This window comes from Veillonella sp. S13054-11 (genome assembly GCF_002959795.1).
In the GTDB taxonomy this organism is placed as follows: domain Bacteria; phylum Bacillota; class Negativicutes; order Veillonellales; family Veillonellaceae; genus Veillonella; species Veillonella parvula_E.
The window spans coordinates 43881-70818 of record NZ_PPCY01000007.1; the positions used below are offsets into that span (position 1 = coordinate 43881).

At 39.9% G+C, this 26938-nt stretch carries 29 protein-coding genes and 1 tRNA gene; 4 read left to right on the plus strand and 26 right to left on the minus strand.

Translation table 11 applies throughout. The features are described from left to right. Window positions 1-134 precede the first annotated feature (134 nt). The 22 genes from VPHSUH08_RS07230 to VPHSUH08_RS07335 all read right to left on the minus strand — a co-directional run bounded on the left by VPHSUH08_RS07230 (window position 135) and on the right by VPHSUH08_RS07335 (window position 20282). Window positions 135-1340 (minus strand): NADP-dependent malic enzyme, encoded by a 1206-nt coding sequence (locus VPHSUH08_RS07230; protein WP_004693580.1) that lies wholly within the window; start codon window positions 1338-1340, stop codon window positions 135-137. 265 nt (window positions 1341-1605) lie between these two features. Next, window positions 1606-2388 carry an adenosylmethionine decarboxylase gene (gene speD, locus VPHSUH08_RS07235; protein ID WP_008715652.1) on the minus strand — a complete coding sequence of 261 codons (783 nt, stop codon included), beginning with the start codon at window positions 2386-2388 and terminating at the stop codon, window positions 1606-1608. A 77-nt stretch (window positions 2389-2465) separates the two neighbouring features. Beyond that, window positions 2466-2963 (minus strand): metallophosphoesterase, encoded by a 498-nt coding sequence (locus VPHSUH08_RS07240; protein WP_004693585.1) that lies wholly within the window; start codon window positions 2961-2963, stop codon window positions 2466-2468. A gap of 66 nt (window positions 2964-3029) precedes the next feature. After that, window positions 3030-3605, minus strand: a complete 576-nt coding sequence (locus tag VPHSUH08_RS07245) for an XTP/dITP diphosphatase (RefSeq protein WP_105087096.1) — start codon at window positions 3603-3605, stop codon at window positions 3030-3032. 1 nt (window position 3606) lies between these two features. Next, window positions 3607-4362 carry a ribonuclease PH gene (rph, locus tag VPHSUH08_RS07250; RefSeq protein WP_105087097.1) on the minus strand — a complete coding sequence of 252 codons (756 nt, stop codon included), beginning with the start codon at window positions 4360-4362 and terminating at the stop codon, window positions 3607-3609. Window positions 4363-4525: 163 nt separating this feature from the next. After that, the gene (locus tag VPHSUH08_RS07255; protein ID WP_105087098.1) at window positions 4526-5950 is read right to left on the minus strand and encodes a histone deacetylase; all 1425 of its coding nucleotides are present in this window, start codon (window positions 5948-5950) and stop codon (window positions 4526-4528) included. Further along, entirely contained in the window at window positions 5940-7652 is a 1713-nt protein-coding gene (locus tag VPHSUH08_RS07260; protein ID WP_105087099.1) for a hydantoinase/oxoprolinase family protein, read from the minus strand. The genes VPHSUH08_RS07255 and VPHSUH08_RS07260 overlap by 11 nt, the downstream gene beginning before the upstream one ends. Window positions 7653-7847: 195 nt before the next feature. Beyond that, complete coding sequence (locus VPHSUH08_RS07265) at window positions 7848-8498, minus strand: coenzyme F420-0:L-glutamate ligase (RefSeq protein ID WP_004698361.1); 651 nt, start codon at window positions 8496-8498, stop codon at window positions 7848-7850. Window positions 8499-8510: 12 nt separating this feature from the next. Next, window positions 8511-9050 (minus strand): hypothetical protein, encoded by a 540-nt coding sequence (locus tag VPHSUH08_RS07270; RefSeq protein WP_004693598.1) that lies wholly within the window; start codon window positions 9048-9050, stop codon window positions 8511-8513. A gap of 12 nt (window positions 9051-9062) precedes the next feature. Further along, window positions 9063-9866 carry a glutamate racemase gene (murI, locus tag VPHSUH08_RS07275; protein WP_105087100.1) on the minus strand — a complete coding sequence of 268 codons (804 nt, stop codon included), beginning with the start codon at window positions 9864-9866 and terminating at the stop codon, window positions 9063-9065. After that, window positions 9859-10278, minus strand: coding sequence for a thioesterase family protein (locus tag VPHSUH08_RS07280; RefSeq protein WP_004693602.1), 420 nt, complete (start codon window positions 10276-10278; stop codon window positions 9859-9861). Before VPHSUH08_RS07280 ends, murI begins: the two co-directional genes overlap by 8 nt. A 116-nt stretch (window positions 10279-10394) precedes the next feature. Continuing rightward, window positions 10395-10739, minus strand: coding sequence for a YkvA family protein (locus tag VPHSUH08_RS07285; protein WP_004693603.1), 345 nt, complete (start codon window positions 10737-10739; stop codon window positions 10395-10397). Window positions 10740-10761: 22 nt separating this feature from the next. Further along, a complete protein-coding gene (locus VPHSUH08_RS07290) occupies window positions 10762-11613 on the minus strand; it encodes a hypothetical protein (RefSeq protein ID WP_004698348.1) in 852 nt (283 codons plus the stop codon). 126 nt (window positions 11614-11739) lie between these two features. After that, the gene (locus tag VPHSUH08_RS07295) at window positions 11740-12507 is read right to left on the minus strand and encodes an SDR family NAD(P)-dependent oxidoreductase (protein WP_004693607.1); all 768 of its coding nucleotides are present in this window, start codon (window positions 12505-12507) and stop codon (window positions 11740-11742) included. Window positions 12508-12518: 11 nt separating this feature from the next. Continuing rightward, window positions 12519-13313 carry a TSUP family transporter gene (locus VPHSUH08_RS07300; protein WP_105087101.1) on the minus strand — a complete coding sequence of 265 codons (795 nt, stop codon included), beginning with the start codon at window positions 13311-13313 and terminating at the stop codon, window positions 12519-12521. Between the two features lie 65 nt (window positions 13314-13378). Next, window positions 13379-13675, minus strand: coding sequence for a YerC/YecD family TrpR-related protein (locus VPHSUH08_RS07305; protein WP_004693609.1), 297 nt, complete (start codon window positions 13673-13675; stop codon window positions 13379-13381). Window positions 13676-13684: 9 nt separating this feature from the next. Beyond that, the gene (locus VPHSUH08_RS07310; protein ID WP_008715638.1) at window positions 13685-14338 is read right to left on the minus strand and encodes a methionine ABC transporter permease; all 654 of its coding nucleotides are present in this window, start codon (window positions 14336-14338) and stop codon (window positions 13685-13687) included. Beyond that, on the minus strand, window positions 14319-15365 hold the full coding sequence (locus tag VPHSUH08_RS07315; protein ID WP_105087102.1) for a methionine ABC transporter ATP-binding protein: 1047 nt from the start codon (window positions 15363-15365) through the stop codon (window positions 14319-14321). The genes VPHSUH08_RS07310 and VPHSUH08_RS07315 overlap by 20 nt, the downstream gene beginning before the upstream one ends. Before the next feature lie 55 nt (window positions 15366-15420). Next, window positions 15421-16278: an aminotransferase class IV gene (locus VPHSUH08_RS07320; protein WP_004698337.1), complete on the minus strand. Its 858-nt coding sequence runs from the start codon at window positions 16276-16278 to the stop codon at window positions 15421-15423. 282 nt (window positions 16279-16560) lie between these two features. Further along, window positions 16561-17682 (minus strand): acyltransferase, encoded by a 1122-nt coding sequence (locus VPHSUH08_RS07325; RefSeq protein WP_105087103.1) that lies wholly within the window; start codon window positions 17680-17682, stop codon window positions 16561-16563. A gap of 10 nt (window positions 17683-17692) precedes the next feature. After that, window positions 17693-19507 (minus strand): DUF4127 family protein, encoded by a 1815-nt coding sequence (locus tag VPHSUH08_RS07330; RefSeq protein WP_105087104.1) that lies wholly within the window; start codon window positions 19505-19507, stop codon window positions 17693-17695. Window positions 19508-19655: 148 nt separating this feature from the next. After that, window positions 19656-20282, minus strand: a complete 627-nt coding sequence (locus VPHSUH08_RS07335) for a trimeric intracellular cation channel family protein (RefSeq protein WP_105087105.1) — start codon at window positions 20280-20282, stop codon at window positions 19656-19658. 83 nt (window positions 20283-20365) lie between these two features. Between VPHSUH08_RS07335 and tadA the strand changes: the two genes are divergently transcribed. From tadA to VPHSUH08_RS07350, 3 genes are all read left to right on the plus strand, one after another. Beyond that, window positions 20366-20911 carry a tRNA adenosine(34) deaminase TadA gene (gene tadA / locus VPHSUH08_RS07340; RefSeq protein WP_199176060.1) on the plus strand — a complete coding sequence of 182 codons (546 nt, stop codon included), beginning with the start codon at window positions 20366-20368 and terminating at the stop codon, window positions 20909-20911. Continuing rightward, window positions 20865-20955: transfer RNA gene (locus VPHSUH08_RS07345), tRNA-Ser, on the plus strand. The genes tadA and VPHSUH08_RS07345 overlap by 47 nt, the downstream gene beginning before the upstream one ends. A 58-nt stretch (window positions 20956-21013) precedes the next feature. After that, window positions 21014-22201 (plus strand): MFS transporter, encoded by a 1188-nt coding sequence (locus VPHSUH08_RS07350; RefSeq protein WP_105087106.1) that lies wholly within the window; start codon window positions 21014-21016, stop codon window positions 22199-22201. A gap of 111 nt (window positions 22202-22312) precedes the next feature. Here the strand turns inward: VPHSUH08_RS07350 and VPHSUH08_RS07355 are convergent, their stop codons facing one another. The 4 genes from VPHSUH08_RS07355 to VPHSUH08_RS07370 all read right to left on the minus strand — a co-directional run bounded on the left by VPHSUH08_RS07355 (window position 22313) and on the right by VPHSUH08_RS07370 (window position 25791). After that, the gene (locus VPHSUH08_RS07355) at window positions 22313-23560 is read right to left on the minus strand and encodes a serine dehydratase subunit alpha family protein (protein WP_105087107.1); all 1248 of its coding nucleotides are present in this window, start codon (window positions 23558-23560) and stop codon (window positions 22313-22315) included. Window position 23561: 1 nt separating this feature from the next. Continuing rightward, window positions 23562-23933, minus strand: coding sequence for a RidA family protein (locus tag VPHSUH08_RS07360; protein WP_004698345.1), 372 nt, complete (start codon window positions 23931-23933; stop codon window positions 23562-23564). A 132-nt stretch (window positions 23934-24065) separates the two neighbouring features. Continuing rightward, window positions 24066-24845: a hypothetical protein gene (locus VPHSUH08_RS07365; RefSeq protein WP_105087108.1), complete on the minus strand. Its 780-nt coding sequence runs from the start codon at window positions 24843-24845 to the stop codon at window positions 24066-24068. A 1-nt stretch (window position 24846) separates the two neighbouring features. After that, window positions 24847-25791 (minus strand): hypothetical protein, encoded by a 945-nt coding sequence (locus tag VPHSUH08_RS07370; protein WP_105087109.1) that lies wholly within the window; start codon window positions 25789-25791, stop codon window positions 24847-24849. Window positions 25792-26033: 242 nt separating this feature from the next. On the opposite strand from VPHSUH08_RS07370, the gene menA reads away from it, so the two are divergent. Next, window positions 26034-26936, plus strand: coding sequence for a 1,4-dihydroxy-2-naphthoate octaprenyltransferase (menA, locus tag VPHSUH08_RS07375; RefSeq protein WP_105087110.1), 903 nt, complete (start codon window positions 26034-26036; stop codon window positions 26934-26936). Window positions 26937-26938 lie beyond the last annotated feature (2 nt).

Genomic DNA, 26938 nt, shown 5'->3' on the forward strand with positions numbered 1-26938 from the left:
AGATTATTCGCCCTAATAGTATAAAGCCAATCATATACTTAATCGATCATATAAAAACATGCACCCCTTTCGAGGTGCATGTTGTATTGTTCTATGGTTATATAAGATTATAAAATGCTAGTAAAGCAAATAAATTAACCTTCGTAGCTACCATCTTCTATTGCTTGAGGATTTTTAGCAATACCTTGTTTTACAGCAACTTCAGCAACTGCTTTAGCAACAGCTGGAGCTACGCGAGGATCGAATACGGATGGCATTACGTTTTCTTCGTTCAATTCACTATCAGGAATCAAGTGAGCCAAAGCGTCAGCAGCAGCTAATTTCATTTCGTCAGTGATTTGAGACGCACGAACGTCGATAGCACCGCGGAATACACCTGGGAATACTGCTACGTTGTTGATTTGGTTAGGAGCATCGGAACGACCTGTACCAGCAACACGGATACCAGCAGCTTTCATATCAGCATATGTTGCTTCTGGATTAGGGTTAGCCATTGCAAATACAATTGCATCGTCAGCTAAGCTTTCCAAAATTTCTTTTGTGAAAGCACCTGCTGCAGATACACCAAGAAGAATATCAGCACCTTTAGCATTTTCAGCCAAATCGCCGTGTTTTTCTTCAAGTTTTAGTAAATCGATTAATTCAGCTTGTAAAGAGTCAAGACGTTTGTAGTCTTTATGCAATACGCCAGAGGATACCAATAATGTAATATCACGAGCACCTGCAAGGTATAATAAGCGAGCAATATTAGCACCTGCCGCACCAGCACCGTTTACAACGATTTTAGCAGTAGCTAAATCCTTTTTAACCAAACGAAGAGCGCCTTTTACACCTGCTAAGCATGCGATAGCAGTACCGTGTTGGTCATCGTGGAATACAGGGATTTCTAACTCTGCTTTCAAACGATTTTCAACTTCATAGCATTTAGGAGAGGAAATATCTTCCAAATTTATACCAGCAAAGTTTTTTTGCAACAATTTTACTGTATTGATCAATGTATCAGCATCTTTTGTATCTACAACCAATGGAATGCAGTCTACATCACCGAATTTTTTGAACAATAAGGATTTACCTTCCATTACTGGCAATGCTGCTGCAGCGCCAATATCACCAAGACCAAGTACACGAGTACCGTCAGATACAACGGCAACCATGTTGGAACGGCAAGTTAATTCGAAGGATTCTGCTTCATTATCTTTAATACGCAAACATGGTTCTGCTACACCTGGTGTGTAAGCTACAGATAAATCATGAGCGTCTTTTAATTCATATTTAGTTCCTACAGTAAGGAAACCTTTTAATTCACGTTTTTTTTGTACAGCTAATTCACGTACGTCCATAACAATTCTCCTTTGTGGATACACTCGGACTCTTTAGAGTCGGTAATTTATACCTTTAACTAATTGTATTATACAAAATGCTAAATCATAATTCAAGTTTTTTCGATATAGTTTCTCGAAAATTTTAAAAATAACTATCATTAAGCTCCAGTATTAATAAAGTAAATTATAAAAAAGTAGATAAACCATATAAGGCTTATCTACTTCAAGTCTATCTTCGTATTATACGATAAAAGCTGTCACAACAATGTTATAAAAGCTGTCTTTAAGCTTTTACAGATGGCAAATTGCGTCCATAGAAGATTTCCATCATTTCTTGTTTTAATTGATGTTTAATTTGCTTGATTTCGCGATCGCTCAACTCTGACTCAGTAATGCCAAAAAGATAATTATCTAAATCAAATTCTTTTAACATCATCTTAGTATGGAAAATATTTTCTTGATATACATTTACATCAATCATATTGTACATGTTGCGGGTTTTTGCACTGATGTAATTTTGAATAGAATTGATACGATGATCAATATAAATTTTCTTACCAGACACGTCCCGAGTAAAGCCACGTACATGATAATCCAAGGTAAGAATATCAGAGTCAAAACTTTGAATTAAGTAATTAAGTGCATTTAACGGAGAGATTTGTCCACATGTAGACACTTCAATGTCGGCACGGAATGTACTAATCCCTTTGTGCGGATGGCTTTCAGGATACGTATGTACAGTAAGATGCGATTTATCTAAATGCATAACTACATCTTCTTTTTCAATTTCCTCTTCAGAAATTAAAATCGTAACAGAAGCACCTTGTGGATCATAATCTTGTTTCGCTACATTAAGGATATTAGCGCCGATGATATGGCTAACTTCCGTCAAAATAGCCGTTAAACGATCCGCATTGTATACTTCATCAATGTACTGAATGTATTGTTTTTTCTCTTCTTCCGTACGAGTATAACAAATATCATAAATATTAAAACTCAATGTTTTCGTGAGATTGTTAAAACCATATAACTTCATTTTAGGCTTTGCTTTAACTGGTGTATCCATGATATGTCATAACCCTTTCCATGCATAGACTTACTATTCCTTTTGAAAGTTTCAAAACCGAAGCTTTCACCATATAACTAAACAATATCTTGTTTATATACAAACTCTACATCAAACTGTCCATTATCGTAGGTAACGATGGCAAAGGTACCACCGGAGCGATCACGAGCCAAAGAAATACTACCAGGATTTACAAATACCGCATCACGGGCACGAACCTCCCCATGATGATGGCTATGACCGGACACGATGAGTCGTGCACCCATGTCAGTTCCTAACTCAATCAGTTTTTGTATTCGATTATAATATGATACCTCATGTCCATGTGTCATGTAAATATAGGTATCTTCAAGAGGAATTAATTGCTCTCGTGGTTCAAGCGGTTGCACACGGTCGTTATTCCCACGCACAGCATATACAGGAATATCCGTATGTTCCTGCATATAGCGTGCGTCATCTCCAAAATCACCAGCGTGAAGCCACATATCGATGTCTTGATCAGCGGTAGCAGCCAAGACGAGGTCGATATCCTCTAGATACCCATGAGTGTCACTTAAAATGCCAATTCGTTTCATTGTATTTAATCTCTAATGCCACTATATTATATATTTATATGAACTATATCATATAGTTCGAAAATATCAAAGCTTGTTAATTAATTCACGTAGTGCACGGCCACGATGACTAATCGTTTCCTTCTCTTCTATACTTAGCTCTGCCATCGTCTTTTTAAACTCAGGCACATAGAAGTACGGATCATAGCCAAAGCCATTCTCCCCTTTTGGCTCATCTTGAACGAGTCCATCACAATAGCCTTCCGCAGTAACTTCTCGGCCATCAGGATAAACAAGCGCTAAAGCGCATACATAATGACCTGTACGGTTACTTTTCCCTTGTAGTTCACGAATTAACTTCTCGTTGTTTGCATTGTCATCACCATGACGACCTGCATAACGCGCAGAATATACACCTGGTGCACCATTGAGGGCATCGACAGTAATGCCAGAATCATCAGCAAGGCATGGGCGATTCGTAGCCTTCGCATAGTAGCGAGCCTTCAACAGAGCATTTTCCATAAAGGTTGTACCAGTTTCCTCAGGCTCCTCAATGGAAATCACAGCTTTTACAGGTACACAATCAATAGATAAATGGGAGAAGGCCTCGGAAAACTCACGAATTTTTCCTTTATTACCTGTAGCAAGCACAATTTGTTCCATTTTATACCTCCGGAGCTGTAGGATACTCTTTACCTACTTTATCTGCTGTCGCACCAAGTACTTCACGTTGTTTAGCCATGAGCTCATCTGTAGCAGCCTCTGCTAAATCAAGTAAAGCGTTGAGCTCATCACGATTAAATGTACCGTGTTCACCTGTGCCTTGTACTTCAACCATATTACCAGAACCGGTACGGACTACATTCATATCTACAATGGCGGCACTATCCTCTTCGTAACAAAGGTCCGTAATAGGACCATCTGGACCAATACCTACGGAGATGGCTGCACAGAAGTCAGTAATTGGAAATTTGCCAGCTCCGCCAAAGGTGAAGTCCACCGCATCAACGAGGGCTACAAAGGCACCGGTAATCGAGGCTGTTCGTGTACCACCATCCGCTTGAATCACATCGCAGTCGATAGTGATAGAACGCTCTCCTAATGCTTCAAGGTCCACAACAGCACGCAATGCACGACCGATAAGGCGTTGAATTTCTACAGTCCGTCCTGTTTGTTTTCCCTTTGCAGCCTCACGGCTCACGCGAGTTTGCGTAGAACGTGGCAATAATGAGTATTCCGCAGTTACCCATCCTTGCCCAGAACCTTTTAGCCAGCGTGGCACAGAATCTTCAACAGTAGCTGTACAGATAACCTTGGTCTTACCACACTCAATAAGTACAGAACCTTCTGCATACTCTGTAAAATTCCGTGTTATTTTAATAGGTCGCAATTGACCCGCTGTTCTATTATCACTGCGCATAGGAACCTCACCATTCTAAAACTAAATATTAGAACGCCCCTTACACAAAGGGGCGTTATTTCTTATATTATATCATAATTTTTCTATTTTTCAGCATTACGAATCATATTATAATTTACGATTCTAACATGATAACTCACCTTATCATTTACAAAGATTAACATTATAGTTCATATTGTCCGTCACCAAGTGGATCTACCACAACGTAACGGCTAGCTCCCCCTTCTGCTTTGGCTCGTTTTGCTTCTGCGATAGCATCTTGACGCGTTCCTTCATCTGCTTGCCAAGGGATAAACATAGCATATACACTTTGCGGCCCATACGGGCCGTATTGTCCTCGTGAAAACACGCTATGCCAGCCTACCTTGTCTTCGTACATGCGCACCCTTTCAAGGCGCTCCTCTTGTACCCCCGTTTCATCGTAATACACATTGTAACGATTTGACCAAATATCACCTACACCAGCACGTTCTTCTTCTGCTATACGATATCGATTAGCCCATTGTACCTTCCACTTAGCGATAAGCTCATCTATATAATTTGTTACACTTTGACTTTGTTTATATTTAACAGGGTCAAAGGCAGGTTCTACGACCTTGCTGTAATCAAGGCCTGCCATGGATAAAATGATACCTGTATTCACATATGGCAATGCATCCTGTACGGAATATCCCCCTTCTAAGACTGCTATATCTGCTTGTAATAAATCGACTAACTCTGCATAGCCTTTTGCAGTTACCTGCATATTGGCTAATGGATCGCTAAAGTGATTATCTTGCCCAGCCGAGTTAATGACGATATCTGGATTAAACTCTTCAAGGATAGGCAATACAAGCTCACGCATGACCTTCATCAAGCCTTCGTCACCGGTACCAGGCGGTAGTGGAATATCGATGTTACCACCGATGGCCTGAGGTCCACCAAATTCATCCATAAAGCCTGTGCCAGGATATAAAGTACGTCCATCTTGATGGAAGCTAATATACAACGTATCAGGATCATGGTAAAACACATCTTGAGAACCATCACCGTGATGTACATCAGTATCTACTACGGCAACGCGTTTAATTCCATAAGTTTGACGTATGTGTTGAATCATAACGGCTTCAATATTAATCGTACAGAAGCCACGAATACCATGAACCATAGCCATCGCATGGTGACCTGGTGGTCTTACCAATGCAAAGGCGCGATCTACTTCACCGCGCATGACCGCATCAGCTGCCGCAATAGCACCTCCAGCAGATACTCGATGAGCTTCAGTCACCCAAGACTCTAAATTTGGAGCACCAACATGAACTCGCTCTATTGTATCCCAATCAGCTACTATTGGATTATATTCTCTAATATTCGGTATATCTAACAAACCTTCCTCTACAATTTGATCACGCGTATAGAGTAAACGCTCTTGTCGTTCAGGATGTGTTTCAGAAATTTTCCAGTCAAACGCAGGGAAAAAGACAAGACCTAAACTGTGATGATATTTAGCTTTATCAATAGTAGGATTCACGTCGTCATTCAGTTTCGTGTTTATATCCTTTTCTATAAGACCATGACGCTCACGATAGGATAAACCTTTATTCCACATAGTGTTTCACCCCCGCCGCTAGTTGTACTTTCACCGTAATTAAACGCTCCATAGATTGCCAGCCCTCTACCACAGGGAAATCCTCAATGCTAATGATCTCGATTTCTTGCGCCGTATCTAAACCTAAACGTAAAGCCTCTTCACTAAGAGCCTCCTTAACTCGTTCTACAACTTGCTCCGCTCGTTTTAAAGTACAATTTTGCTGTTTAATACCTAATTCCGGAATGACAAGTAAACGACGTTTTGTATCTACATGGACAGTGAGTTCGATGGTAGATAGGGCTAGCGCAGCACCAATAGCATTCGCTACGGCTGCATTTTCTGGAATCGTAATAGGTAAATCCATATATTCTCCAATGCTCGCTCCGAGACTTGGCGCCGTGCCTCCTACTACAACAATATGTTCAGGCACAAATATATCAGGATTTACAATATCTGCCACCACATAAATAGGGCATTTGTTCTCAACCGTTATGACCTCATCTACGCCACGTTGAATCGTTTCCAACGCATTTTGTAGGATTAGTTTTGCTACATCAGAGGCGGTCTTAATAAGAGTTAGTTGATTATTTGAGGTATTTATATTATTAGATTGCAACGCAGCCTGTATAGCATCCGCTAAATCTTGTAAAGCTCGTGATGCTAGATTAAAGTCGCCATAGTTCGCGTGACCGAGCACGATAAGTGCATCCCCCAAGGTAGGTTCTACACCACCTAGAGCTACCGATGGTCCCACTCGTTCAGGACCTACGGTAAGATTACCATTTTTAAGGCGAACTACAGATTCCCCACCAATGCCGACCGAGGTAACGGCAAAGGATCGCACTGCACTTGGATACTCACGGATAGATACACCATTTTTTGTCATCAATGGTCTACCATGCTTCCAAAGGGATATATCCGTTGTAGTGCCTCCAATATCTAGAGCCACTGTATGCTGATTACCTATAACACCGAGAGCAGATAGTCCAAGAACTGTTGCGGCGGGGCCTGTAAAGGCGGTCTCTACTGGGCGACTCACCATGTGTTCTACTGGTAGAGAGCCTCCATCTGCTTTTAAAATGTGAAGTGGGGCCACTATATTCCGTGCACTGAGAGCATCTTCAACATTTTTCTTAAACACCGTAAATACTGGTGTTACAGCGCTATTAAAATAAGCGCTAATAGTACGCCGAGGAAAATTTAAAGAACCACTTAATAAACTACCATTAGAAATTGCATGATATATGTTTTTCAATTCTTCTGTTATAGATAGTTCCTCTTGAGGATTCCGCACCCCAAATTTAGCGGACACAGCAGCCAAATCAGTACCACTACGTGTTTGAACCATGTTGGCTATACCACGTACAGCATCAGCAGGGGTACGCTCTACAACGATACCTCTATGATCTGTATAACCTTGAAGGTATATAGGTTTCACGGGGAATATATCATCTACATTACGGCCTGGACCTGTAACCACATAGAGATCTACTACTTGCTCCTTCTCTTCTACGATGGTATTCGTCACCACGGTAGTAGATAAGGTTACTTGTTCAATATTTGATGTATCATAACCCTCCAAAACCGCATCTAAGGCCTCACCTATACCATTCATTAGATTATCCTTTGTAGTCCGCCTCTTGGCAGTTGCCACTACACGATGGCCATCAATGATAACAGCATCGGTAAAAGTACCACCTACGTCTAACCCTAGTAACATATAACCTCCTTATTAGTATTAATAAAGAATCTATACAAACTCAAAACAAAGTAAAGAAAACTCAATTTAAGCTAGCATATAATCTCTATTTGAACTAATATACAAGCCTTCTTCAAACCTGCGTATAGTCCGTATTCAGTCTCATTATATATAAAAAAGCTGTACCCATCTCTATGTGATGAGTACAGCCTTCTGTTATTTACCAGATACAGATGCGTAATTTTTGATGATAACAATCGGAGTCATTTGGCTATCATTACCAAATGGATTATCAATCAACAATTGTGCAATTTTCTTAGCGTCAATGCCACGACTTGTACCTAAAATAGCAGACCGTTTCAAGTCATTAACGTCAGCTACAACGGCACCATAACAACCTGTGCGAGATACAATTTTCTCAGCCACTTTATCAGGATCCTTTGGACCAAATACAATATGCTTATCAAATGGAGGCATAGTCCCCGTTACATCATCGGTTAAGGATGCAGCACGAGCAATTGCATAGAACACGCCAGGTTTACGGAAAATTTTAGCAATAGCACCTAAAATAAAAGCACCTAACACCTTCCATTTACCGTCCAAATTCATAGCCGATTGCATACCATAAATAGATGCCATGGAGCCATCTGGATGAATAAAACGATTAATTAAACGAGCTTGCCAGCATACATCTAGCTCTTCAGGACGTGTAAAACGGCCTTGCGTAATAGCTACTACAGATTCAGCAACGCATACGATATCTTCAGGTCCAATATTATGACCGCCAAATTCAACGATAGCATCAACGATGTCATCATTATCTGTAAGAATACGTGTTGGCACACATACTAACTCTAATTCTGCCATTGTTATGCCTCCTTATTGAACCATTGCTGCTTGAACTTCTTCAGCAGTCAAACGAATACGCTGTTTATCGATATGATAGTCTGTCCGACCTACGATTTGGTAGTAAATATCGATGTCCATATAAGGGAATCCCTTAATATCTTCTCGAATATTGCCAGTTTTACCTGTTAATGTAACATATACACGAATTGTGCCACCTTTGCGTGGTTTGATAATTATAGCTTCAAAGTATCCATCTTGACGCGGACGATTAATATCCATAGCCCAGGCATTTACCTTAACTGCATCAAAATGTTCTTCAGGTAATAATGGACGTGGAAATAAGTCCATTATTGTGCCCAATTGGCGCCCTTTATTTACAAATGGAATATCACAGAACAACGTAATGGATTCAAAACTACGATCAGATACTTGAAAGTTCGTTGCTCGTTTCGCTAATAAGACAATATTTTCATTACCTTGTTTCAATACAAACAAACGGAATAATAAGTACAGAGCTGCAACAGCCACAATAATAGCTATTACTGCACTGAGGATGTTATAAAACCACATAGGGTATCTCCTTTATAATGTAATATGTTCAATGGTACGACGGCTTGTATCAAGGAAGGATGCACTCAATGTATCACCAAGTTCGACATCCTTTGTAAAATACAATGTCACGGTGCCTACAGTATCTTGAGGATTGAAAAGATTTTTACTCTCAAGTCTGTGACGAACCAATTCACTTGTTTCAAAAGCAGGATCAATGAACTGAATGCGACATGACGTTAGTTCCTCTAGTAAAGGTTGTACAAATGGGAAATGAGTACAGCCCAAAACGACTACCTCAATTTCTCGAGATAATAAAGGTTCTAAATACTCCTTGCATACTTCACGAACAAAGTAATCATCTAAATGACCTTGTTCAATAAGTCCCGCCAACTCTGGACAAGGTTGTTCCCAAACCAAAACCTCATGATCAACTTCTAAAGCCACATGCTTATGAATATGACTATTTACAGTGGCTACGGTTGCCATAATACCGATAGTCTTGCTTTTACTTTTATTAATGGCTGTTTTCACACCTTGTGATACACCAATAACTGGCACAGATACAAGTTCACGTACCGCATCAAGAGCCACAACGGTGAAGGTATTACAGGCAATCACCATCAACTTAACAGGCTGCTTTTCTAGCGTCTCCGCAATACGACACGCCAAATAAGTAATTTCATCATCACTGCGATTACCTACAGGATTATTCGCATTATCACCGATATAGATGAAATCTTCGTTAGGAAATTGTTCTTGTAACACCTTTAACACAGATAATCCGCCTACACCAGAGTCAAATACACCGATAGGCAATTGTTGTACATTACTCATGCGGCATCTCCTCAACAGCTGCTAACATAGGCAGATAAAAAGTATCGTCTAATCGCACAATTTTTCCTGTTAACTTTGACATAAAGGCGTTCTTAGTTTCTCCCGTAGCAAGTAACGCACCATCACTAGCACGGCGCATGCGATAGCGAAACACCATTTGAGCCCTCGTCATCTTAACCAAATACGTTTCGATGTGAAGTTCATCATCGAAATTCGCAGGTTCTTTATAATTGCAAGATACATTCATGATAGGAAATACAATATCCTCATTCATCATATCCCACAAAGTGACACCGATTTTACGAAGGAATTCAATGCGCGCCATTTCAAACCATCTAAAATGGTTACTATGGTGAGCAATCCCCATCATATCAGTTTCATAAAATCGTACATTTACTGAAGCAATATGCATAAATTCTGTCCTTTTTAAATAGTATACAATTTTTATTCTATATCTATTACTTTAGTGTGTCAAATAAATAAAGGCAGTTCAATCACTGTGGATCAAACTGCCTAAAATGGTAAAAGTTAGCGACTGCTACCAAATGGAAAGAATTTTTTTGCCTCTTCTTGATGACTCGTTTTGATATAACGATTCGCAATCTTAAAGGCTAATCCGAGTACTGCCACATCATCTACCCAACCTAATACAGCAATCGCATCCGGCACAATATCAATAGGTAATACCAAATACCCTAAGGCACCTGCAATGACCGCTTTTACATATTTGGGAGTATCCTTGTCACGAAAACAAAGGAACAAGGTTACTGCTTGTTGTACAAAGGCAAGTTTCTTACCATATCGACCAAGAAACCCTAAAAATCTTGATTCGCTAAAATACTTACCATATTTAATAATATTAAATGGATTCATAGTAATAATAATCCTTCAGCGTTTATTTACGCAAACCGCCAATTTTTTCTTTCGCTGTATTAACAGTGTTTGTAGCAACATCTTTTGCTGTCTCTACGGCATCAGAAGCTTTAGTTTTTGCAGTTTCTACTGCTACTTGTGCAGAAGCTTTTGCCACTTCTACACCACCTTTTGCGAATTCTTTGGCTACTTCAATACCTTCTTTAGCAGAATCAATTTTTTCTTTCGCTGCATCAGAAACCTTTGCTACAACCTCTGCTGCGTTATCATGGATTTGGTATTTTGTTTCATTATTCCATTTATTGATGGCAGGTGTTACTTTTTCATCGTAAACTTGCTTTAAAGATTCTTTAGCAAGACCTGTTTCGTTAGCAATCCCAGCCCATACGTCACGTTGACCTTGAGTGAAAGGAATGCTAGCACTTGCATCACGAACGATTTCAGAAGCAATAGCTTTGCCATTTTCAAGGAATTCAGCAACCATCGGTTTGTAACGTTCGATATCAGAAGGCATGCCATCTTGAATCCAAATATGTGCAATTTTACCAATAGCATAAGTTAAACCGATAGCTACAGGAACGCGAACAGCTTTAATTGGAATTAGAAGGGATACTGCAGCTGTACCTACAGCTGTGCTAAGACCACCTACTAAACCAACTACAGCACCTGCTTGCAATTCTACATCATAAAGATGAGCAATGCGAGTTACCATGTACGTAGCATTGGCGCACAAAGCGACACTGCTGAATTTAGAGGATAATGCCAATGCTGCCGCACGACCTGCCCCCCAGAAGATAAATTGTTCAACTTGATAGTCACGATCTTGAGATCCATCCGTAAGGGGCTCAAGTGTTACGCCATTATATTCTGCCATAAGTATTCTCCTTTGTTGTGAACCAACTATAGGTCTTATTATTAGTATTATTATACCATTCTATTGATAGAAGTGAAATGAATTTTTCTAATTATCCATATATAATAGCTTCTAATATTTTCTATATTACCAACTTGTGAGTCCTCCATCGATTGTCCAGGCTGCACCTGTCACAAAAGACGCCTTATTACTCAACAAAAATACAATTACTTCTCCAATTTCATGAGGCTTAGCAATACGACCTAATGGGTAATGTTGGCCCATTTCAGCCTTAGCAGCCGCCGCATCTTGGTGAGCATTAGCAATCTGTTTATCTACTAATGATGTATCTACATCACCAGGACACACACAGTTTACACGAACACTGTGAGGTGCCATTTCAAGGGATAGAGACTTTGTAAAGCTCACTACAGCCCCCTTTGACGCACCATATACAGAACACGCTACATTACCTTGTAAACCTGCATCACTAGCGATTGTTACAATACTGCCCTTTGAGGCTCGTAAATAGGGAAGCGCCGCTTGACATAAGAATACAGTACCTTTTACATTGGTCCCAAACATTTCATCAAAAGCTGCTTCTGTAACATCAGCTAGTAACTCTTCTTCATAATAGCCTGCAGCTGTTACAAGAGCAGACACCCCACCAAATAAATCTACTGTTTCTTTTACAATTCGCTGACAGTCCTCAATTTTAGATACATCACCTTGAATATATTGTACCTTAGAGGAATAACGACGTAGCTTAGTTTTAGCCTTTTGACCAACTTTTTCATTTCGACCATTGATGACTACACACCAACCTTCTTTGAGTAAAAGCTTTGCCGTAGCAAATCCAATACCCGATGTACCGCCACTAATCAAGGCCACTTGAACATCACTTTTATGAGGCATACCTTGCCCTCCTATAATGTTGAAACATAGTCATAAACTAATTTCAACAACATAACTGTCGTTACCGACAAGAATACAACTCGCACCAAAGATGATCCCTTTGCAATTGCCAAATGCGAGCCTAGATAAGCTCCTATAATTTGACCCGCCCCAGTGGCAAGGCCGTACTTAACATTGACATGTCCTAAATATAAAAATACCAATAAAGACGCCAAATTACTAGTAAAATTCAATATTTTTGCATTAGCAGAAGCATGCAAGAAATCAAAACCTGTAAAGATAAAGCCCATAATCAAAAATGTACCTGTACCAGGGCCTATAAAGCCATCATATATACCGATACCAAGAGCAAAAGCCATACAAATATATAGCGCTTTTCCTGCTACCTGAGATGTACGATTGATTTCACCCCAGTCTTTTTTGAACACCACAAAGAGTGTTACGCAAACAAGTAATATGATGATAATAGGCTTTACATATAGCGGTGGTAAAGAAACAACCGCCAAGGTACCAAGCATAGAACCCACAAAGGTAAAAGGCAATAATTTGCGAACTAGGGAAAAATCAACCATGTGATTTCTTAAAAATGTAATCGATGCACTGCCAGCACCAAAAATACTGGATAATTTATTGCTGCCCAGAGCCATACTAGGTGGAAGATTTGTTAATAACATGGCAGGTACAGAAATGAGGCCTCCGCCGCCCACAATGGAGTCTACAAAGCCAGCAAATGCACCAGCTACGGCAAGTAAAATGAGTATAAGGATATCAAATGGTAAACCTGTTACCGCAATGAGCCACTCCATAATAAACCTCCTGCAGATAGCACATCAACGGTCGCCAAAGGCCACCGTTGTCATGCTAGTTTATTTTATTTTGCGCCTAAACGATCAAGAGCCAATGTATACCCATCCGCACCATATACTAAACAGCGCTTTACACGACTAATCGTAGCCGTGCTCGCACCTGTTTCTTCTACGATTTTCTCATAGCTATCCCCTGCGCGAAGCATTTTTGCTACTTGTAAGCGTTGAGATAATGCTTTTAATTCGTTAATCGTACAGATATCTTCAAAAAATGCATAGCATTCCTCTGTATTTTCAAGCGTTAAAATGGCGGTGAACAATTCGTCATTTTGTTGACTTCTCAATTTTTCATTGATACTCATAGGATCCTCCTACTTCTTATTCATCGCTTTAGACCAAGCATCACCAATCATTTGTACAACTTGTACCAATACAATCAAGATGATGATTGTAGCGATCATAATATCGGCTTGGAAACGTTGGTAACCATATCGGATAGCAATATCCCCAAGGCCACCACCACCAATAGCACCAGCCATCGCAGAGTAACCGATGAGGTTAACGATAAGCACCGTTACATTGTCAATAATTGTTGGCAATGCTTCTGGTAATAACACTTTCCAAATGATTTGTAATGGGCTTGCCCCCATGGATTGAGCCGCCTCGATAACGCCAAAATTGATGTCCTTAATAGACGTTTCTACAAGGCGTGCCAAAAATGGAATTGCCGCAATGGTCAATGGCACACATGCTGCAGTTGTACCGATGGATGTACCTACCACCATACGAGTAAACGGAATGATAGCAACCATCAAGATGATGAAAGGTACAGAACGGGTTGCATTGACAATGGCACCCAATACTTTATTGAGTGTTACATTTTCCAAGATATGACCTTTAGAAGTAACAACCAGAACAACACCAAGAGGAATACCTAATAACATTGCCATTACGGTAGAAATTATCGTCATTTGCAATGTATCAAGGGTGCCAGTTATGAGTAGATTAATGATTTGCTCTGACATAACCGATCACCTCGCTTTCAATTGGTAACGTTTTGATGTAGTCCAAACCTTCTTGCGCATTTTCTGGGTCACCATTCAAGATAACGATAAGGCGACCAACGCTCGTATTTTGGATGTAATCAATGCCGCCAAAAAGGATGCTTACATCTAAATTAAAGCGTCTTACAAGGCCTGCTACTACAGGCTCATCTGTTGCTTGTCCTGTAAATTTGAGGCGCACTAAAGGCGCGGTCCCTGCAATCCATTGATCATGTAACTCTAGATGTTCTAATGCTTCTGGGGGTAAGTTATCACTCACTACAGAGCTAATAAACTCTTTTGTCGTATTTTCGCGAGGATGTGTGAATACTTCAACCGTGCTACCTTCTTCGAGTATTATGCCGCCTTCAATAACTGCCACGCGATCACAGATTTCACGGATAACGTGCATCTCATGTGTAATGAGCACAATAGTGAGCCCCATCTTCTCATTAATATTTTTCAACAATTTCAAAATAGAATCTGTTGTTTGAGGATCAAGGGCAGATGTAGCTTCGTCACAAAGGAGGACCTTTGGATTAGAGGCCAATGCACGAGCGATACCAACACGTTGCTTTTGACCACCAGATAATTGAGATGGATAGTTATTCATACGCTCAGTAAGGCCTACAATATCAAGGATTGGCTCAATGCGTTCCTTAATTTCGGCCTTGCTCATACCTTGCAGTTCCAACGGGAACGCTACATTGTCATACACTGTACGAGAGGACAAGAGATTAAAATGTTGGAAAATCATACCAATATCTTTGCGCGCTTTACGCAAAGCTGATTTGCTAAGTGTTGTTAAATCTGTACCATTTACGATAACAGAGCCTGATGTAGGTGCTTCGAGCATGTTGATGCACCGAATCAATGTGGATTTACCGGCACCGGATTGACCGATAATGCCAAAGATTTCGCCTTCTTTCACATTTAGGCTAATATCTTTCAACGCTTCCACACGAGTAGCGCCTTCATAGACTTTACTAATGTGTTCTAATTGTATCAAAATAATTTCCTTTCTTAAGGTAAATATGTATTATTTGATGAAAGCAGCTTATCTATCAAGGTAATCCTTCTTCCATCAATTTTTCTAGAGCTTCGCGTAGACGAAGTGTAATAGCACCTGGTTTACCACCAGATACTGGATTTCTGTCTAGCTTAGTAATTGGAATGACACCACCAATTGTATCGGTAAAGAATAGTTCGTCCGCTTCATCTACAAAGGTGCGGTCAAATTCTTTCTCAATAATGGTAATACCTAAAGATGGTGCTACACGGGTTAAGATCATTTGGCGCGTAATACCTTTTAAGATATGATTATCCGCTGGATGCGTGTACAAGATACCATCTTTAACAGCAAACACATTAGATGTGGCACCTTCTGTACAAATACCATCACGGAACAAGATGGCTGTATAGGCAAATTTCTTTTCTGCTTTTGTTTGCGCCAAGATATTCGGGATCAAGTTTGTAGTCTTAATATCTACATGATCCCAACGTTCATCAGGTAAAGCTATCGCTTTTACACCTTCACCCAATTTATTGACTTCATCTAAATCCAAGGTACGGATAGACATAAGCATTTGTGGTTCTAATTTAGAGCGATCATAAGCATGATGACGTGGTGCTACACCACGAGAGATTTGTAAATAAATATAGCCCTCTTTGATTTCACTTTGCTCGATCAAAATTTCGTGCAATTCTGTCAAATCATCAGGGGTCATTTTTACAGGGATATCCATTTCACGCATAGAGCGATACAAGCGATCTTGGTGGTAAGACAAAGCGAAGCAACGGCCTTTTACGACACGAACAACTTCATATACAGAGTCACCAAATAAATAGCCACGGTCATCAATGCTAATAACTTTAGCACCTGGTTCGACGAATTCACCGTTAAAATATGTTAATTCTTGCATAGGAGCACCTCTTTTTCTATTTCGTTACTCTATCAAGTGGTAATCATCATGGACTTATTATAACACAATTACTTTCAAATTTTCACACTTTACTTTGTGAAAGATATTAATTCGATATATAAAAATCCGCTAGGATACCATAGTTAAAAACTATATCCTAGCGGATGTATAGCAAATATTATTTTAATACTAAATCAGCACTACAGAAATAACTAAAACTAGGTGCACCATTAGAGTACTAGTACCAATTAGGTATCTCTATAAAATAGTTCCCATACTAGACTAATGCCCCAGTATAAATTTACGGATAGATTTAGGCATATAATTAAGAGCCACCGTAGACAAATAGGATAATCCCAACGCCATAATATACATAATTAACACGTTGGCCACCGTATACAAGAGATTATATTTAGCCATCACACCCGAAATGATTAACAACCAAAATGGATGTGATAAATAAATACCATACGATTTATCGCCTATCTCAGACCAAATGGACTCCATCGTCACATTCATAGGTAGCCTTTGGAATAGGAACAAACTAAACATCGTTCCCAATCCTGTATAAAGAACGCCCATAGGACTCATTTGATGTACCGTGTAAATTGCTTCCAACACAGTGTAATGCCATACGTCCATGACATAGTAATAGGAGCCAAGCATCAACAATACGGAGCTTACCGCACTGACGCCTAAAAGGTAACGATAACGCCACATATATTCGCAGACGGTTTCATATCGTTCAGCACATACGGCACCTAAAAGGAAAATCCACACATAATGAATAACCCAATAGTTGAGTCGCATATCAAAAAGATATTTAAGAACTGGCTGATTGCTTAGATTTTCCATTACCCAACGGCCAAGCATGTAAGACGAAACATAATCGATACCAACTTGGATGACAAATAGTAAAACCATCCAAAATATAGGCCGTTTTAAGATGACTTTCACCATTGCCCGCCATAATGGCATCATCACGTAGAACCATAGCAAAATAACCATAAAATATAAATGATACATAGAAGTACCAAAGAGTAGATTTATCGCCAACGGCCCTGGATGTAAATTGCCAAAATTATGAGCTGTCATCCCTGTATATAGCAGGTAAAAGATGGACCACGTAATATATGGAAATAGCACCACCTGAATGCGGCGGTGCATAAATTCCTTATATGAGAATGGTCCCTCTACCGAAGTATGATAAAACAAGCCAAATGCAGAGAGGAAGAAAAACGCAGGCACTCCAAAGCGAGATAGAATTTCTAACACGCTGATGAGTTCTAAATTTACAAAAGGATTTTGCAATGCATAAGATCCTACATGAATGCCAATAACACCGAGCATACAGAGGCCTCGCATATAAGTAATTTCCGGTAAAAACGCTTTTTTCATAGCCATTCCCTATTCACTATTGACCAGGTACAGCGGCAGGTGTTGGTACCACACGTGGACCTTGAGACTCTGTAGCTGGTTGTTTAACTACCGGAGGTGTAGATGCAGGTGTTTGAGGCGTTGCAGCTTTTTCAGGTTGCGCTGCTTGTGCTGGTACAGCCTGACCATTTGCTTTAGCAGCCGCTTCTGCCTTAGCCTTAGCTTCTGCTTCAGCCTTAGCTTTTGCTTCAGCTTCTCGTTTCAAGCGTAATTCTTTTTCAAGAGGTACCACTGGTTTGTCGTAAACGGTAATATCCGTTTCAAATAGACGGCCCCATGGGAATGTAGCTTTTACTGTACGAGGATTAATTTTAAGGTATTTTTCAGCGAAATCTTGAATACGTTCACCTAAATAACTTTCAAGACGTTCATTTAATTCACCAGAGTAACGAACATTGTCTGTTCTGATAGAATCTTGCATACGATAAATATCTTTACGGATATTTGCTTGATATGCCCAGTTGTCCAAATATTGTTGCGTCAACATATCACGATGACCTTCTGGACTCATAGATTTAAGCAATAATCCTTGAGCAATAGCGTAACCTACGGTGTTACTTGCTGTATTCCAACCATTATACGCACCAATTTTGTACAACAAATCTCGTTTGTACATAGCGGATACCAATGTATTATCTGCACCATTATTGAAAGCAATATCTGCAACGCTTACGTTCACACCAGAGTCAACAGCTTGTTGAATACGATCTACGAAAGCATTTGTAGAGTTAGAGATCATTGGGAAGTTTTCGAAGTTTTCAGACTCGCCTGTGCTCGTAGTAAGAGGTGTATTAACAGCCAATAATACAGTTGGTTTGCCTTGTGTCACCATCGTGCCACCTACGGCCTCAACGTGTTGAGCAATTGTTTTATCAATCGTTTGATCTTCGTAACCTGGCAATGTTTTACCGCCACCACCGAGTGGATAAATTACGGAGAATGTAGGTTTTTCTGTGCTCACATCGGTACGGGAACGCGCCATCAACAAGAGACCAAGTTGGTCAGCACCAGGGAAGCTACCGTATTTTTCAACAGAAATATCCTTGGAATATTTGTTGAGGTAACGACCTTCTAATGCGGATTGAGATAATTGAGATGTATCATCATGACCTAATGCAAAGTAGTCGAATACACCACTGCGAGTTTCATCAATCAACTCTTTGTTGATTTTCATATTTTTTTGACGGCGATCAAACCAGTCTTGCAAGTATTCCACAGGAACAGAGGCTTGTAGGCTCATCAATTTTTGAGTTTCTTCTTGCGTTAAAGAGCCAGAATCTAATTTATCTTGTAATGCAGCGATTTGGAAGATAGTTGGGCCATATTCCGCATAGTAGGCCGGTTCAGTGCCGCCACCACTCGCACGTGGGGAACGCATTACGGTACCAAAGCCATAGATGCGTACATTTTTATTACGCGCTTTTAAACCTTCAATACGTTTCAAGCGATTTTGCAATGTGCTAAGAGGAATATTATGTTTACGAGAATCTACAAGACCTCCATAAATAAGAGTATCTGTACTTAATACCATAACATCAGCACGACCTGCATTTTGCTCTACCCAAGCCATAATTTGATCAGCTTGACCTTGGTACGTCTTACCAGAAATCAAATGTTGAGGTGGTGTCAACACAGTCATACCCGCTTCACGAGCTGTATCAACTGTATACTGCAAGCTTACAGGGCGATCATCTTGAGGTACATATAATACGGTTTCTGCATCAATTTTGATGGATGTACCTGTAGCAATGGCTGTAACCATTAATGCTACTTTCAACCATTTATTTGTCATAAAGCAAATCTCCTTCTGTGTACACGAGTACTCTCGACTCGAAAATTAACTCTTATATAATACTCTTTTTTTCTGACACTTTTATGAAATACTTAATAGTATAATTATATCATTTACCTGTTATTTCTCAAATGCAGTGCCTTTAGCTTTAGCGCACTTTGGGTAAGCTCCAATTATATTTAATAGCTAGTAAACGGATAACTAGTACAACGGTAAAAGCACCATATACAGCCTCTCCAACCCAGTTAGAAATAACCATTAAGTAATAAACGATGCCCCCAATAACACTAGGCAGAGCGTACACATCTTCTTTCAAAACAGACGGAATCCGTTGAGCCAGCATATCTCGGATAATACCACCTCCAACGGCAGTAATAGTTCCTAATAAAACAATGAAAATTGGCAACTCTGGATATAGTTTAAACCCTGCAGATGCTCCGGTTACTGTAAAAGATGCCAACCCCACAGCGTCGGCTAATAAATAGCTTGCTCGGCTACGAGGACCCATAGCATGCTTGCGATAACGACTATTATACATAATAAATACGATAATTGTTACGGAAATAACCACAGTTACATATACAATATTGCGTAATGAATTCGGCGGAAAATACCCCAAGAGAACATCCCGTACAATTCCACCACCGATTGCCGTGGCCAGTGCCAATACAGCCATACCAAATATATCCATTCTCCGCGCCACCCCAACAAGTGCTCCGGAGATAGCAAAGGCAATAGTGCCAATCATATCAAATATGTACCAAATAATATCCATAATACCCTCACACAATCTATTCGCATAACTTCGCACACTATGATAGACTTTATGTAAGATATTATACATTAAGAGGTATGAGAATGACAAAAGACATTACACCTATAGAGATTAAAAATATGGATGAGCGCACTCGGGACGAGTATTTCATGGGTTTTGCCCTAGAGGAAGCTCGCAAGGCCTATGACCTAGGAGAAATTCCTATCGGTGCCATCTTGGTACAAGATAACACTATTATTTCACGTCATCATAATCGCCGTGAACTAGATCACGATGCAACGGCTCATGCAGAAGTGCTCGTCATCCGCGAAGCATGCGATGTACTCAAGCGCTGGCGGTTGACTGGTTGTACCCTGTATGTTACGATAGAGCCGTGTCCGATGTGCGCTGGAGCCATCATCAACAGTCGTATTGACCGTGTTGTATATGGTGCAAGTGATTACAAAGGAGGCGCTGTAGAGTCTCTTTTCAATGTACTCTCTCACCCTGGTTTAAATCATGAACCTGAATTAGCATCGGGTGTCCTTGGTGATGAATGTAGTCAAATCATGAAAGACTTTTTTAAAGAGCGCCGTAAAACACGGAGGAGTACCCAAGAGGCTGAAGGGTCCGCACTCGAAATGCGGTAGGTCGGGCAACCGGCGCGGGGGTTCAAATCCCTCCTCCTCTGCCATATAAAATATATAAAGCGCTAACCATGGTTAGCGCTTTTTTGCGAAGGGACCACTACTATGAAAAAATATTACCCTTATCTCATTACGGTGAGTCATATGATTAATGACTCCTGTCAAAGTGTATTGCCTGCCCTCTTACCACTGTTCATCTATACCTATGGACTCAGTTTAGAACAAGCGGGCTTTCTCATCTTAGCCAATACAGCATTATCTTCATTGTTACAGCCATTATTAGGTTATGTCTCTGACAAGATCAATCAGCCACGGCTCATCGCCTTAGGGGTTCTGCTCTCAGCTTGTAGCACAGGTGCCATGGGGTTTGTAACCTCCTATGAAAGCTTGCTTATTTGTGCTACCTTAGCTGGTGTAGGCTCCTCTATCTTCCACCCTGAAGGAGCGAAAATCATGAATCGCCTCGGAGGTGGTAAAAAAGGTAAAGCCATGGGCACCTTCGCCATCGGCGGTAGCTCTGGTTTTGCCATCGGCCCACTCTTTGCGGGCTCTATTGCCTATACAGTAGGTCCTCATGGACTAGCAGCTTTCACCATAGTAGGTCTTATTATCTCAACGGTTTTATTCGTCCTCATGCCGCGCATAGTAACTTGTGCACACACTATCGACCAAGCAGTAGCTATGGAAAACCCTACACTAGTGGCAAAACCACTCAAAAATTACTGGAAATACTTTGGCATCTTGTTTATTATCATCCTAAGCCAATCAGTAAACTTCCGTGTTATCAATGCATTCATTCCTATCTTCTGGACTCGTGAACTCGGCACTAGCCCAGAGCAAGGTAGCTTTGCATTAACCATATTCTTTAGTATCGGTATCTTCATGACATATATTGGCGGTCTATTAGGCGACAAATATGGTCCCATCAAAATCATTAGACTATCCCTATTGATTTGGTTACCAGCCATGTTCCTATTAACAGAAGTGCCAACCTTCTCCCCTGTTATCATGATGCCTATAGCCTATATATTACTACTCATGATTGGCGCTGCTAAAGCTCTTAGCTACAGCCCCGTTATCGTACTAGGCCAAACCTACCTTGCTAAAAGCATCGGCTTTGCGTCCGGTATTACCCTCGGGGTGAGCCAAACTATCGGCGGTATCATCGCACCTGTAGTAGGTAACCTTGCGGATACCTATTCTTTACCTGCCGCTATGATGACACTCGTACCATTCCTAGTAGTAGGTCTTGGGGCTTCATTGATACTTAAAGATCCTAAAAAATTACAATAAACAAAAAAGAACCCTTCACGTGAACTGTACCCCAAAAATTGGACACAATTTTTGAAGGTACAGACCAACGAAGGGTTCTTTTTATATTCAGCTAACCACGTCACTTGCAGTTTAGTGTTTTAGCATTTCATTCAATATAACTACGTCCGTTTCTTTCATGCCTTGTGCCACAGCACCAATACTGCGGATAGTTTCATCAACGGAGTATGCTACAAGTCCATCGCCTTTTTGGTAGTTTTTGTTAAGGCGAGCTTGTTTATATCCCATAAAGGCGCCATCAAGGGAAATTGCAATTTTACCTGCACAGGATGGTTTCGCACCATCACATACGATACCAGATAAACTTGCAAGACCATTTACAAGAGTGTTCTCGATTATATCTTTACTATCACCCTTCAAGAAGGCAATACCTGCTACACTTACCACACCGGCAGATACAACGCCACAGTATGCAGACAATTTACCAATACCAGATTTAACGTAAAGCGTTAGCAAGTTAGCAAAGACGAGAGCGCGATACAATTCATCTTCACTTTTACCAAGTTCCTCGGCAGTCGTAATGATTGGCACAGATACGGTTAAACCTTGGTTACCGGAGCCAGAGCAAATAACAACAGGCAATGGGCAGCCACTCATACGCGCATCAGAGCCAGCTGCGGCACGAGCCTTACATTTCGTTTCGAGAGATGGATTTTCTTCATCTAACAATAACAATTGTCCAATATTAGATCCATAATCATTGGACAGACCTTCCTTAGAAATTGCAGTATTATACTCAACTTGCTGTTTAATTTGAGGTAGGATACCAGAAATATCACCTGTTAAGGAAAATTCGTAAATACTATCGAAGGTCATGGCATATTCTGTTTTAGCCGCTTTCTTGATTTCATTGACTGTTTCAGAGACAATCTCGCCATCTACTGATACATAGGTTACATTCGTATGGTCATTTTCAATGCGAACAACCGCTGTATGTTCATCTGTTTCTGCAGTGATTTCTATATATAGATTATCTACGCCTTCAGCAAGTGAAACGGTACAGAAGTTAGCATCAAGCAATGTACCAAGCCATTTGCGATCTTCGTCTGTAGCAGATTCCAACACCTCAAGTTCACGCTCTGGATGACCTACAATAGCACCCAGTGTAGCGGCCGCCGTTAGTCCTTTTCGCCCCCCAGAATTTGGAATGACTACAGATTTTACATTTTTAATAATATTCGCGCTGCATCTTGCATGAATATGGTTAGGAAACTCATCTAAAACAGAGACTGCCTTCGCAGCCGCATAAGCCAATGCAATTGGCTCAGTACAACCGAAGGCAGGACGCATCTCTGACTGTAACAAAGAAATATAATCCATCTTATACTTCCGCAATAATTTCCACTTCTACAATAACGCCTAATGGAAGGTCTTTTACTGCTACACATGAACGAGCTGGTTTAGAAGTGAAATATTTAGCATACACTTCATTAAATGCTTTGAAATCACCAATATCAGCTAAGAAGCAAGTTGTTTTAACAACCTTGGAAAAGTCTGTACCAGCTTCAGTCAATACGGCTTCAATATTTTTGCATACTTGTTCAGTTTGCTCTACAATGCCCCCTTCAACAACTGTACCAGTTGCAGGATTGAGTGGAATTTGACCAGAAGCAAATAATAAACCGCCAACCACTTTAGCTTGAGAGTAAGGGCCTACTGCTGCTGGTGCTTTGTCTGTAGAAATTGTTTTCATGATAAATCTCCTTTTATAAATAAATATAAATTAATATGACTATATTTAAGGTGCGAAACTCATGTTGATGCCTCGATATATATGACTTACCTCAATATATCACATATTACATAAAAGTACGTATATAACCAATTATTTAATTGATTTGAATGCATTGTCAAATATTGGTTTGAAATAATCACGTTGTACATCAGTTGTTATACCTACATACAACACTGGTTTTCCTGGCTTCAACACAAATGCAGCATTTGCATAGAGTGGAGTTTGTACATTTCCATCTGCATATAACAAGCGAGAGCTTGCTGCATATGTTTGATATTTTGTACCACCCACCGGATGTACTTGTTCTGCATTTTCTACGGTTAGAGTTTTAAGTGTTTTAGGCATAATCGTTGCTTTTTGGGGATCACGACTAGACACATTAATAGGCCCATTCAAAGGAACTACTGTTGTGCTAGTGGGAATCTGTTTATTTATTGTTCCTAATAGAAGTTGCTCTGTTACAGGATCAATTTGACCTTTATCAAGAGCGGCCATTGCCGCTATAAACATAGGGTCATTAGCCTTTTCTTTAGCCACTTGTTGCGCTATTTGTTTAACATCTACAGCTACTACGAATGCATCTTTTTGACCAGTTTTATCTGCCCCTTGCAATTGGTATACATCAAAATTGGTGCCAAAGTTTTGGAAAAATTCCTTTGCCATCATATTCGACATCGTAGATTTTGAAGATTCCTCATTTAATTGTTTTTCTACAAAATCACGTGTATTTGTTTTGGATGCAGAAACAACAGTTACATTGTTAGGCACTACCATGGATCCTGCAATTGTTTGTACATCCTTAGCAAAACCTACGCCAGATACAGTACCCATTAGGCAAGCTGCACAAGCCAATACTTTCAAAGATTTCATATTATTTACCTCCCTTGAGAGATTGTGTTTGATACATATGATTCAACTCATTAGCCCAATAATCATGGCTAGAGTCATCAGACATTAAAAGCTGTAAAGATACACCTTTATCTATAGGAACAGCATAACCAATTAAGGAATAAGTATTTCTAAAGCCATCATATTTTAGACTACCGCGTAAATCGCCTGTCACAGCTGTACCATATCGTGTTTGAACAGGTTTATAGGCCACATGCGTTGCATCTAGGCTTACTTGTTTTGCCATAAAGTCTACATAAGAACGGATCTCTTCTATACTTTTAGGAGATGATTTCTTATCTGTGGCAAGCATTTTATCAAAGACACCTATAATTTGAGAAGGTAACTTATCATTTATCGTTTTTAGATCTTTAGCTAATTTAGCACCTTCAATAGTATTGCTCTTCAGGTCTTGTAATTGTTGTTGGGCCGTCTCTTTGGAGTAAGATTCTACATATTTAGAGATAGAATGCTTTAATGCGGCTTTTTCCGCATCTGACCCCTTCTCTAAAATAGTCTTATTCATACCTATAACTTGATCAATTGCATTTTTAGAATAGTTAATAACAATTAAACCACCTATATGATGACCTTGTTTATCAGTACCTTGCAGTTGATAGAAGGAGTAACCATCAAGAAAATCCCCCTTCACTGGTTCAACAGCTACACCAGTCTGTGCTTTCACAACATTATTAATAGTATCAACAGCAGATTTATTTGCTACTTTGAGAAATTTATCTTGTTCTTGATTACGCAATCTTGCATCAGTAGAAATATGCACAACTTCTACAGCTTTCACAGTTGGGGAAGTACTGCCGTACATACCATAACCTAAATCTACCGTATCAGCACATGCCACTGCCCCCATACCCACAGTTAAACAGGTGGCACAAGCCAATGTCATCAACTTTTTATTGAGAGTTCTCATAAGACACCTCACCTTTTTAACAATACACTATGTATAGATTGTTAGATAATCCGTGCAGTATATATTAAGAGTTTAAAAGATAATCTATACTGCATATATTAATTATTATACTATATCGACATATATAACTGTATAGTATAATTTACAAGCTTACCTTTCTGCTATACAATACATAAATAGACATGTAAAGATGATATATGTATGAGAAATGGAAAGGAGTGCACACTCGGTGTGCTTTTAACATGATACAAGAATTAATTCCCCTCACTAGGCCTCGCACATTAGCGGCTGCATTGGGGCCTACCATTTTAGGTGCCGCCTTTAGTTATTACGCATTTGGTGCTGCTCAGGGTACAGGTCTTGCCATTTTACATACAGTGCTCATATTTTTAGCTGTTGTAACAGCCCAAATTGTAGCTAATTTATGGAATGAATATAAAGACTTTAAATCTGGACTTGATGCTGGTCAAAAGGTAGGTAATGCTGGTTCTATCACACGTGGCGTTATAACACCAGAGCTCATTATAACGATGATTAAAGTACTCATGTTTGTACCCATTATCATTGGTCTTTATTTATCTGCTACTATAACTTGGTACTACATTCCTGTAGGCTTCCTATGTATTCTAATTAGTTTCCTTTACTCTGGCGGTCCAAAACCAATTTCTCGAACACCATTTGGGGAAATTTCCTCTGGTATCGCCATGGGTTTTGCCATCGTACTCATTACAGGCTATGCTTGGACACGAGAATTATCCTTAGCCCTGTTAATTCCTGCAATTCCATCTACATTGCTAGTTGGTTCCATCATGTTGACGAATAATATCCGAGATATTCGTAATGATGAAAGCCATGGACGTCACACGTTGCCAATCGTGCTTGGTCGTGAAAGAGCACTCAGCTTAATGAGTATCTCATATATTTTCAATTTTATTTGGATCATTGCTTGGATTATAGTAGGCCATATGACATGGTTCACCTTATTAGCATTCCTTGCAGCACCACTGGCTTTCAAAACAATTCATACATTATCTACCAATACAGATGAGTTCCAATTAGATAAGGCTATGGGAACTACCGCTGGGGCCGCTATGATTTATCAACTAATGTGGGCGATTGGACTTATCATGGGCAAATTATTTTAAAA

Coding starts and splice junctions, on each gene's coding strand:
- VPHSUH08_RS07335 (WP_105087105.1), bottom strand. CDS start 20,282: ATGGATATTATTTGGTACATATTTGATATGATTGGCACTATTGCCTTT.
- VPHSUH08_RS07260 (WP_105087099.1), bottom strand. CDS start 7,652: ATGTTACTAGGGTTAGACGTAGGTGGTACTTTTACCGATGCTGTTATC.
- VPHSUH08_RS07360 (WP_004698345.1), bottom strand. CDS start 23,933: ATGAAAACAATTTCTACAGACAAAGCACCAGCAGCAGTAGGCCCTTAC.
- VPHSUH08_RS07255 (WP_105087098.1), bottom strand. CDS start 5,950: ATGTGGAATAAAGGTTTATCCTATCGTGAGCGTCATGGTCTTATAGAA.
- speD (WP_008715652.1), bottom strand. CDS start 2,388: ATGGATACACCAGTTAAAGCAAAGCCTAAAATGAAGTTATATGGTTTT.
- VPHSUH08_RS07325 (WP_105087103.1), bottom strand. CDS start 17,682: ATGGCTATGAAAAAAGCGTTTTTACCGGAAATTACTTATATGCGAGGC.
- VPHSUH08_RS07320 (WP_004698337.1), bottom strand. CDS start 16,278: ATGCAAGAATTAACATATTTTAACGGTGAATTCGTCGAACCAGGTGCT.
- VPHSUH08_RS07240 (WP_004693585.1), bottom strand. CDS start 2,963: ATGAAACGAATTGGCATTTTAAGTGACACTCATGGGTATCTAGAGGAT.
- VPHSUH08_RS07245 (WP_105087096.1), bottom strand. CDS start 3,605: ATGGAACAAATTGTGCTTGCTACAGGTAATAAAGGAAAAATTCGTGAG.
- menA (WP_105087110.1), top strand. CDS start 26,034: ATGATACAAGAATTAATTCCCCTCACTAGGCCTCGCACATTAGCGGCT.
- VPHSUH08_RS07295 (WP_004693607.1), bottom strand. CDS start 12,507: ATGCCTCATAAAAGTGATGTTCAAGTGGCCTTGATTAGTGGCGGTACA.
- VPHSUH08_RS07270 (WP_004693598.1), bottom strand. CDS start 9,050: ATGTGGTTTTATAACATCCTCAGTGCAGTAATAGCTATTATTGTGGCT.
- VPHSUH08_RS07365 (WP_105087108.1), bottom strand. CDS start 24,845: ATGAAATCTTTGAAAGTATTGGCTTGTGCAGCTTGCCTAATGGGTACT.
- VPHSUH08_RS07290 (WP_004698348.1), bottom strand. CDS start 11,613: ATGGCAGAATATAATGGCGTAACACTTGAGCCCCTTACGGATGGATCT.
- VPHSUH08_RS07310 (WP_008715638.1), bottom strand. CDS start 14,338: ATGTCAGAGCAAATCATTAATCTACTCATAACTGGCACCCTTGATACA.
- VPHSUH08_RS07230 (WP_004693580.1), bottom strand. CDS start 1,340: ATGGACGTACGTGAATTAGCTGTACAAAAAAAACGTGAATTAAAAGGT.
- tadA (WP_199176060.1), top strand. CDS start 20,366: ATGACAAAAGACATTACACCTATAGAGATTAAAAATATGGATGAGCGC.
- VPHSUH08_RS07300 (WP_105087101.1), bottom strand. CDS start 13,313: ATGGAGTGGCTCATTGCGGTAACAGGTTTACCATTTGATATCCTTATA.
- VPHSUH08_RS07305 (WP_004693609.1), bottom strand. CDS start 13,675: ATGAGTATCAATGAAAAATTGAGAAGTCAACAAAATGACGAATTGTTC.
- VPHSUH08_RS07265 (WP_004698361.1), bottom strand. CDS start 8,498: ATGGCAGAATTAGAGTTAGTATGTGTGCCAACACGTATTCTTACAGAT.
- VPHSUH08_RS07285 (WP_004693603.1), bottom strand. CDS start 10,739: ATGAATCCATTTAATATTATTAAATATGGTAAGTATTTTAGCGAATCA.
- murI (WP_105087100.1), bottom strand. CDS start 9,866: ATGAGTAATGTACAACAATTGCCTATCGGTGTATTTGACTCTGGTGTA.
- VPHSUH08_RS07330 (WP_105087104.1), bottom strand. CDS start 19,507: ATGACAAATAAATGGTTGAAAGTAGCATTAATGGTTACAGCCATTGCT.
- VPHSUH08_RS07370 (WP_105087109.1), bottom strand. CDS start 25,791: ATGAGAACTCTCAATAAAAAGTTGATGACATTGGCTTGTGCCACCTGT.
- VPHSUH08_RS07350 (WP_105087106.1), top strand. CDS start 21,014: ATGAAAAAATATTACCCTTATCTCATTACGGTGAGTCATATGATTAAT.
- VPHSUH08_RS07280 (WP_004693602.1), bottom strand. CDS start 10,278: ATGCATATTGCTTCAGTAAATGTACGATTTTATGAAACTGATATGATG.
- VPHSUH08_RS07355 (WP_105087107.1), bottom strand. CDS start 23,560: ATGGATTATATTTCTTTGTTACAGTCAGAGATGCGTCCTGCCTTCGGT.
- rph (WP_105087097.1), bottom strand. CDS start 4,362: ATGCGCAGTGATAATAGAACAGCGGGTCAATTGCGACCTATTAAAATA.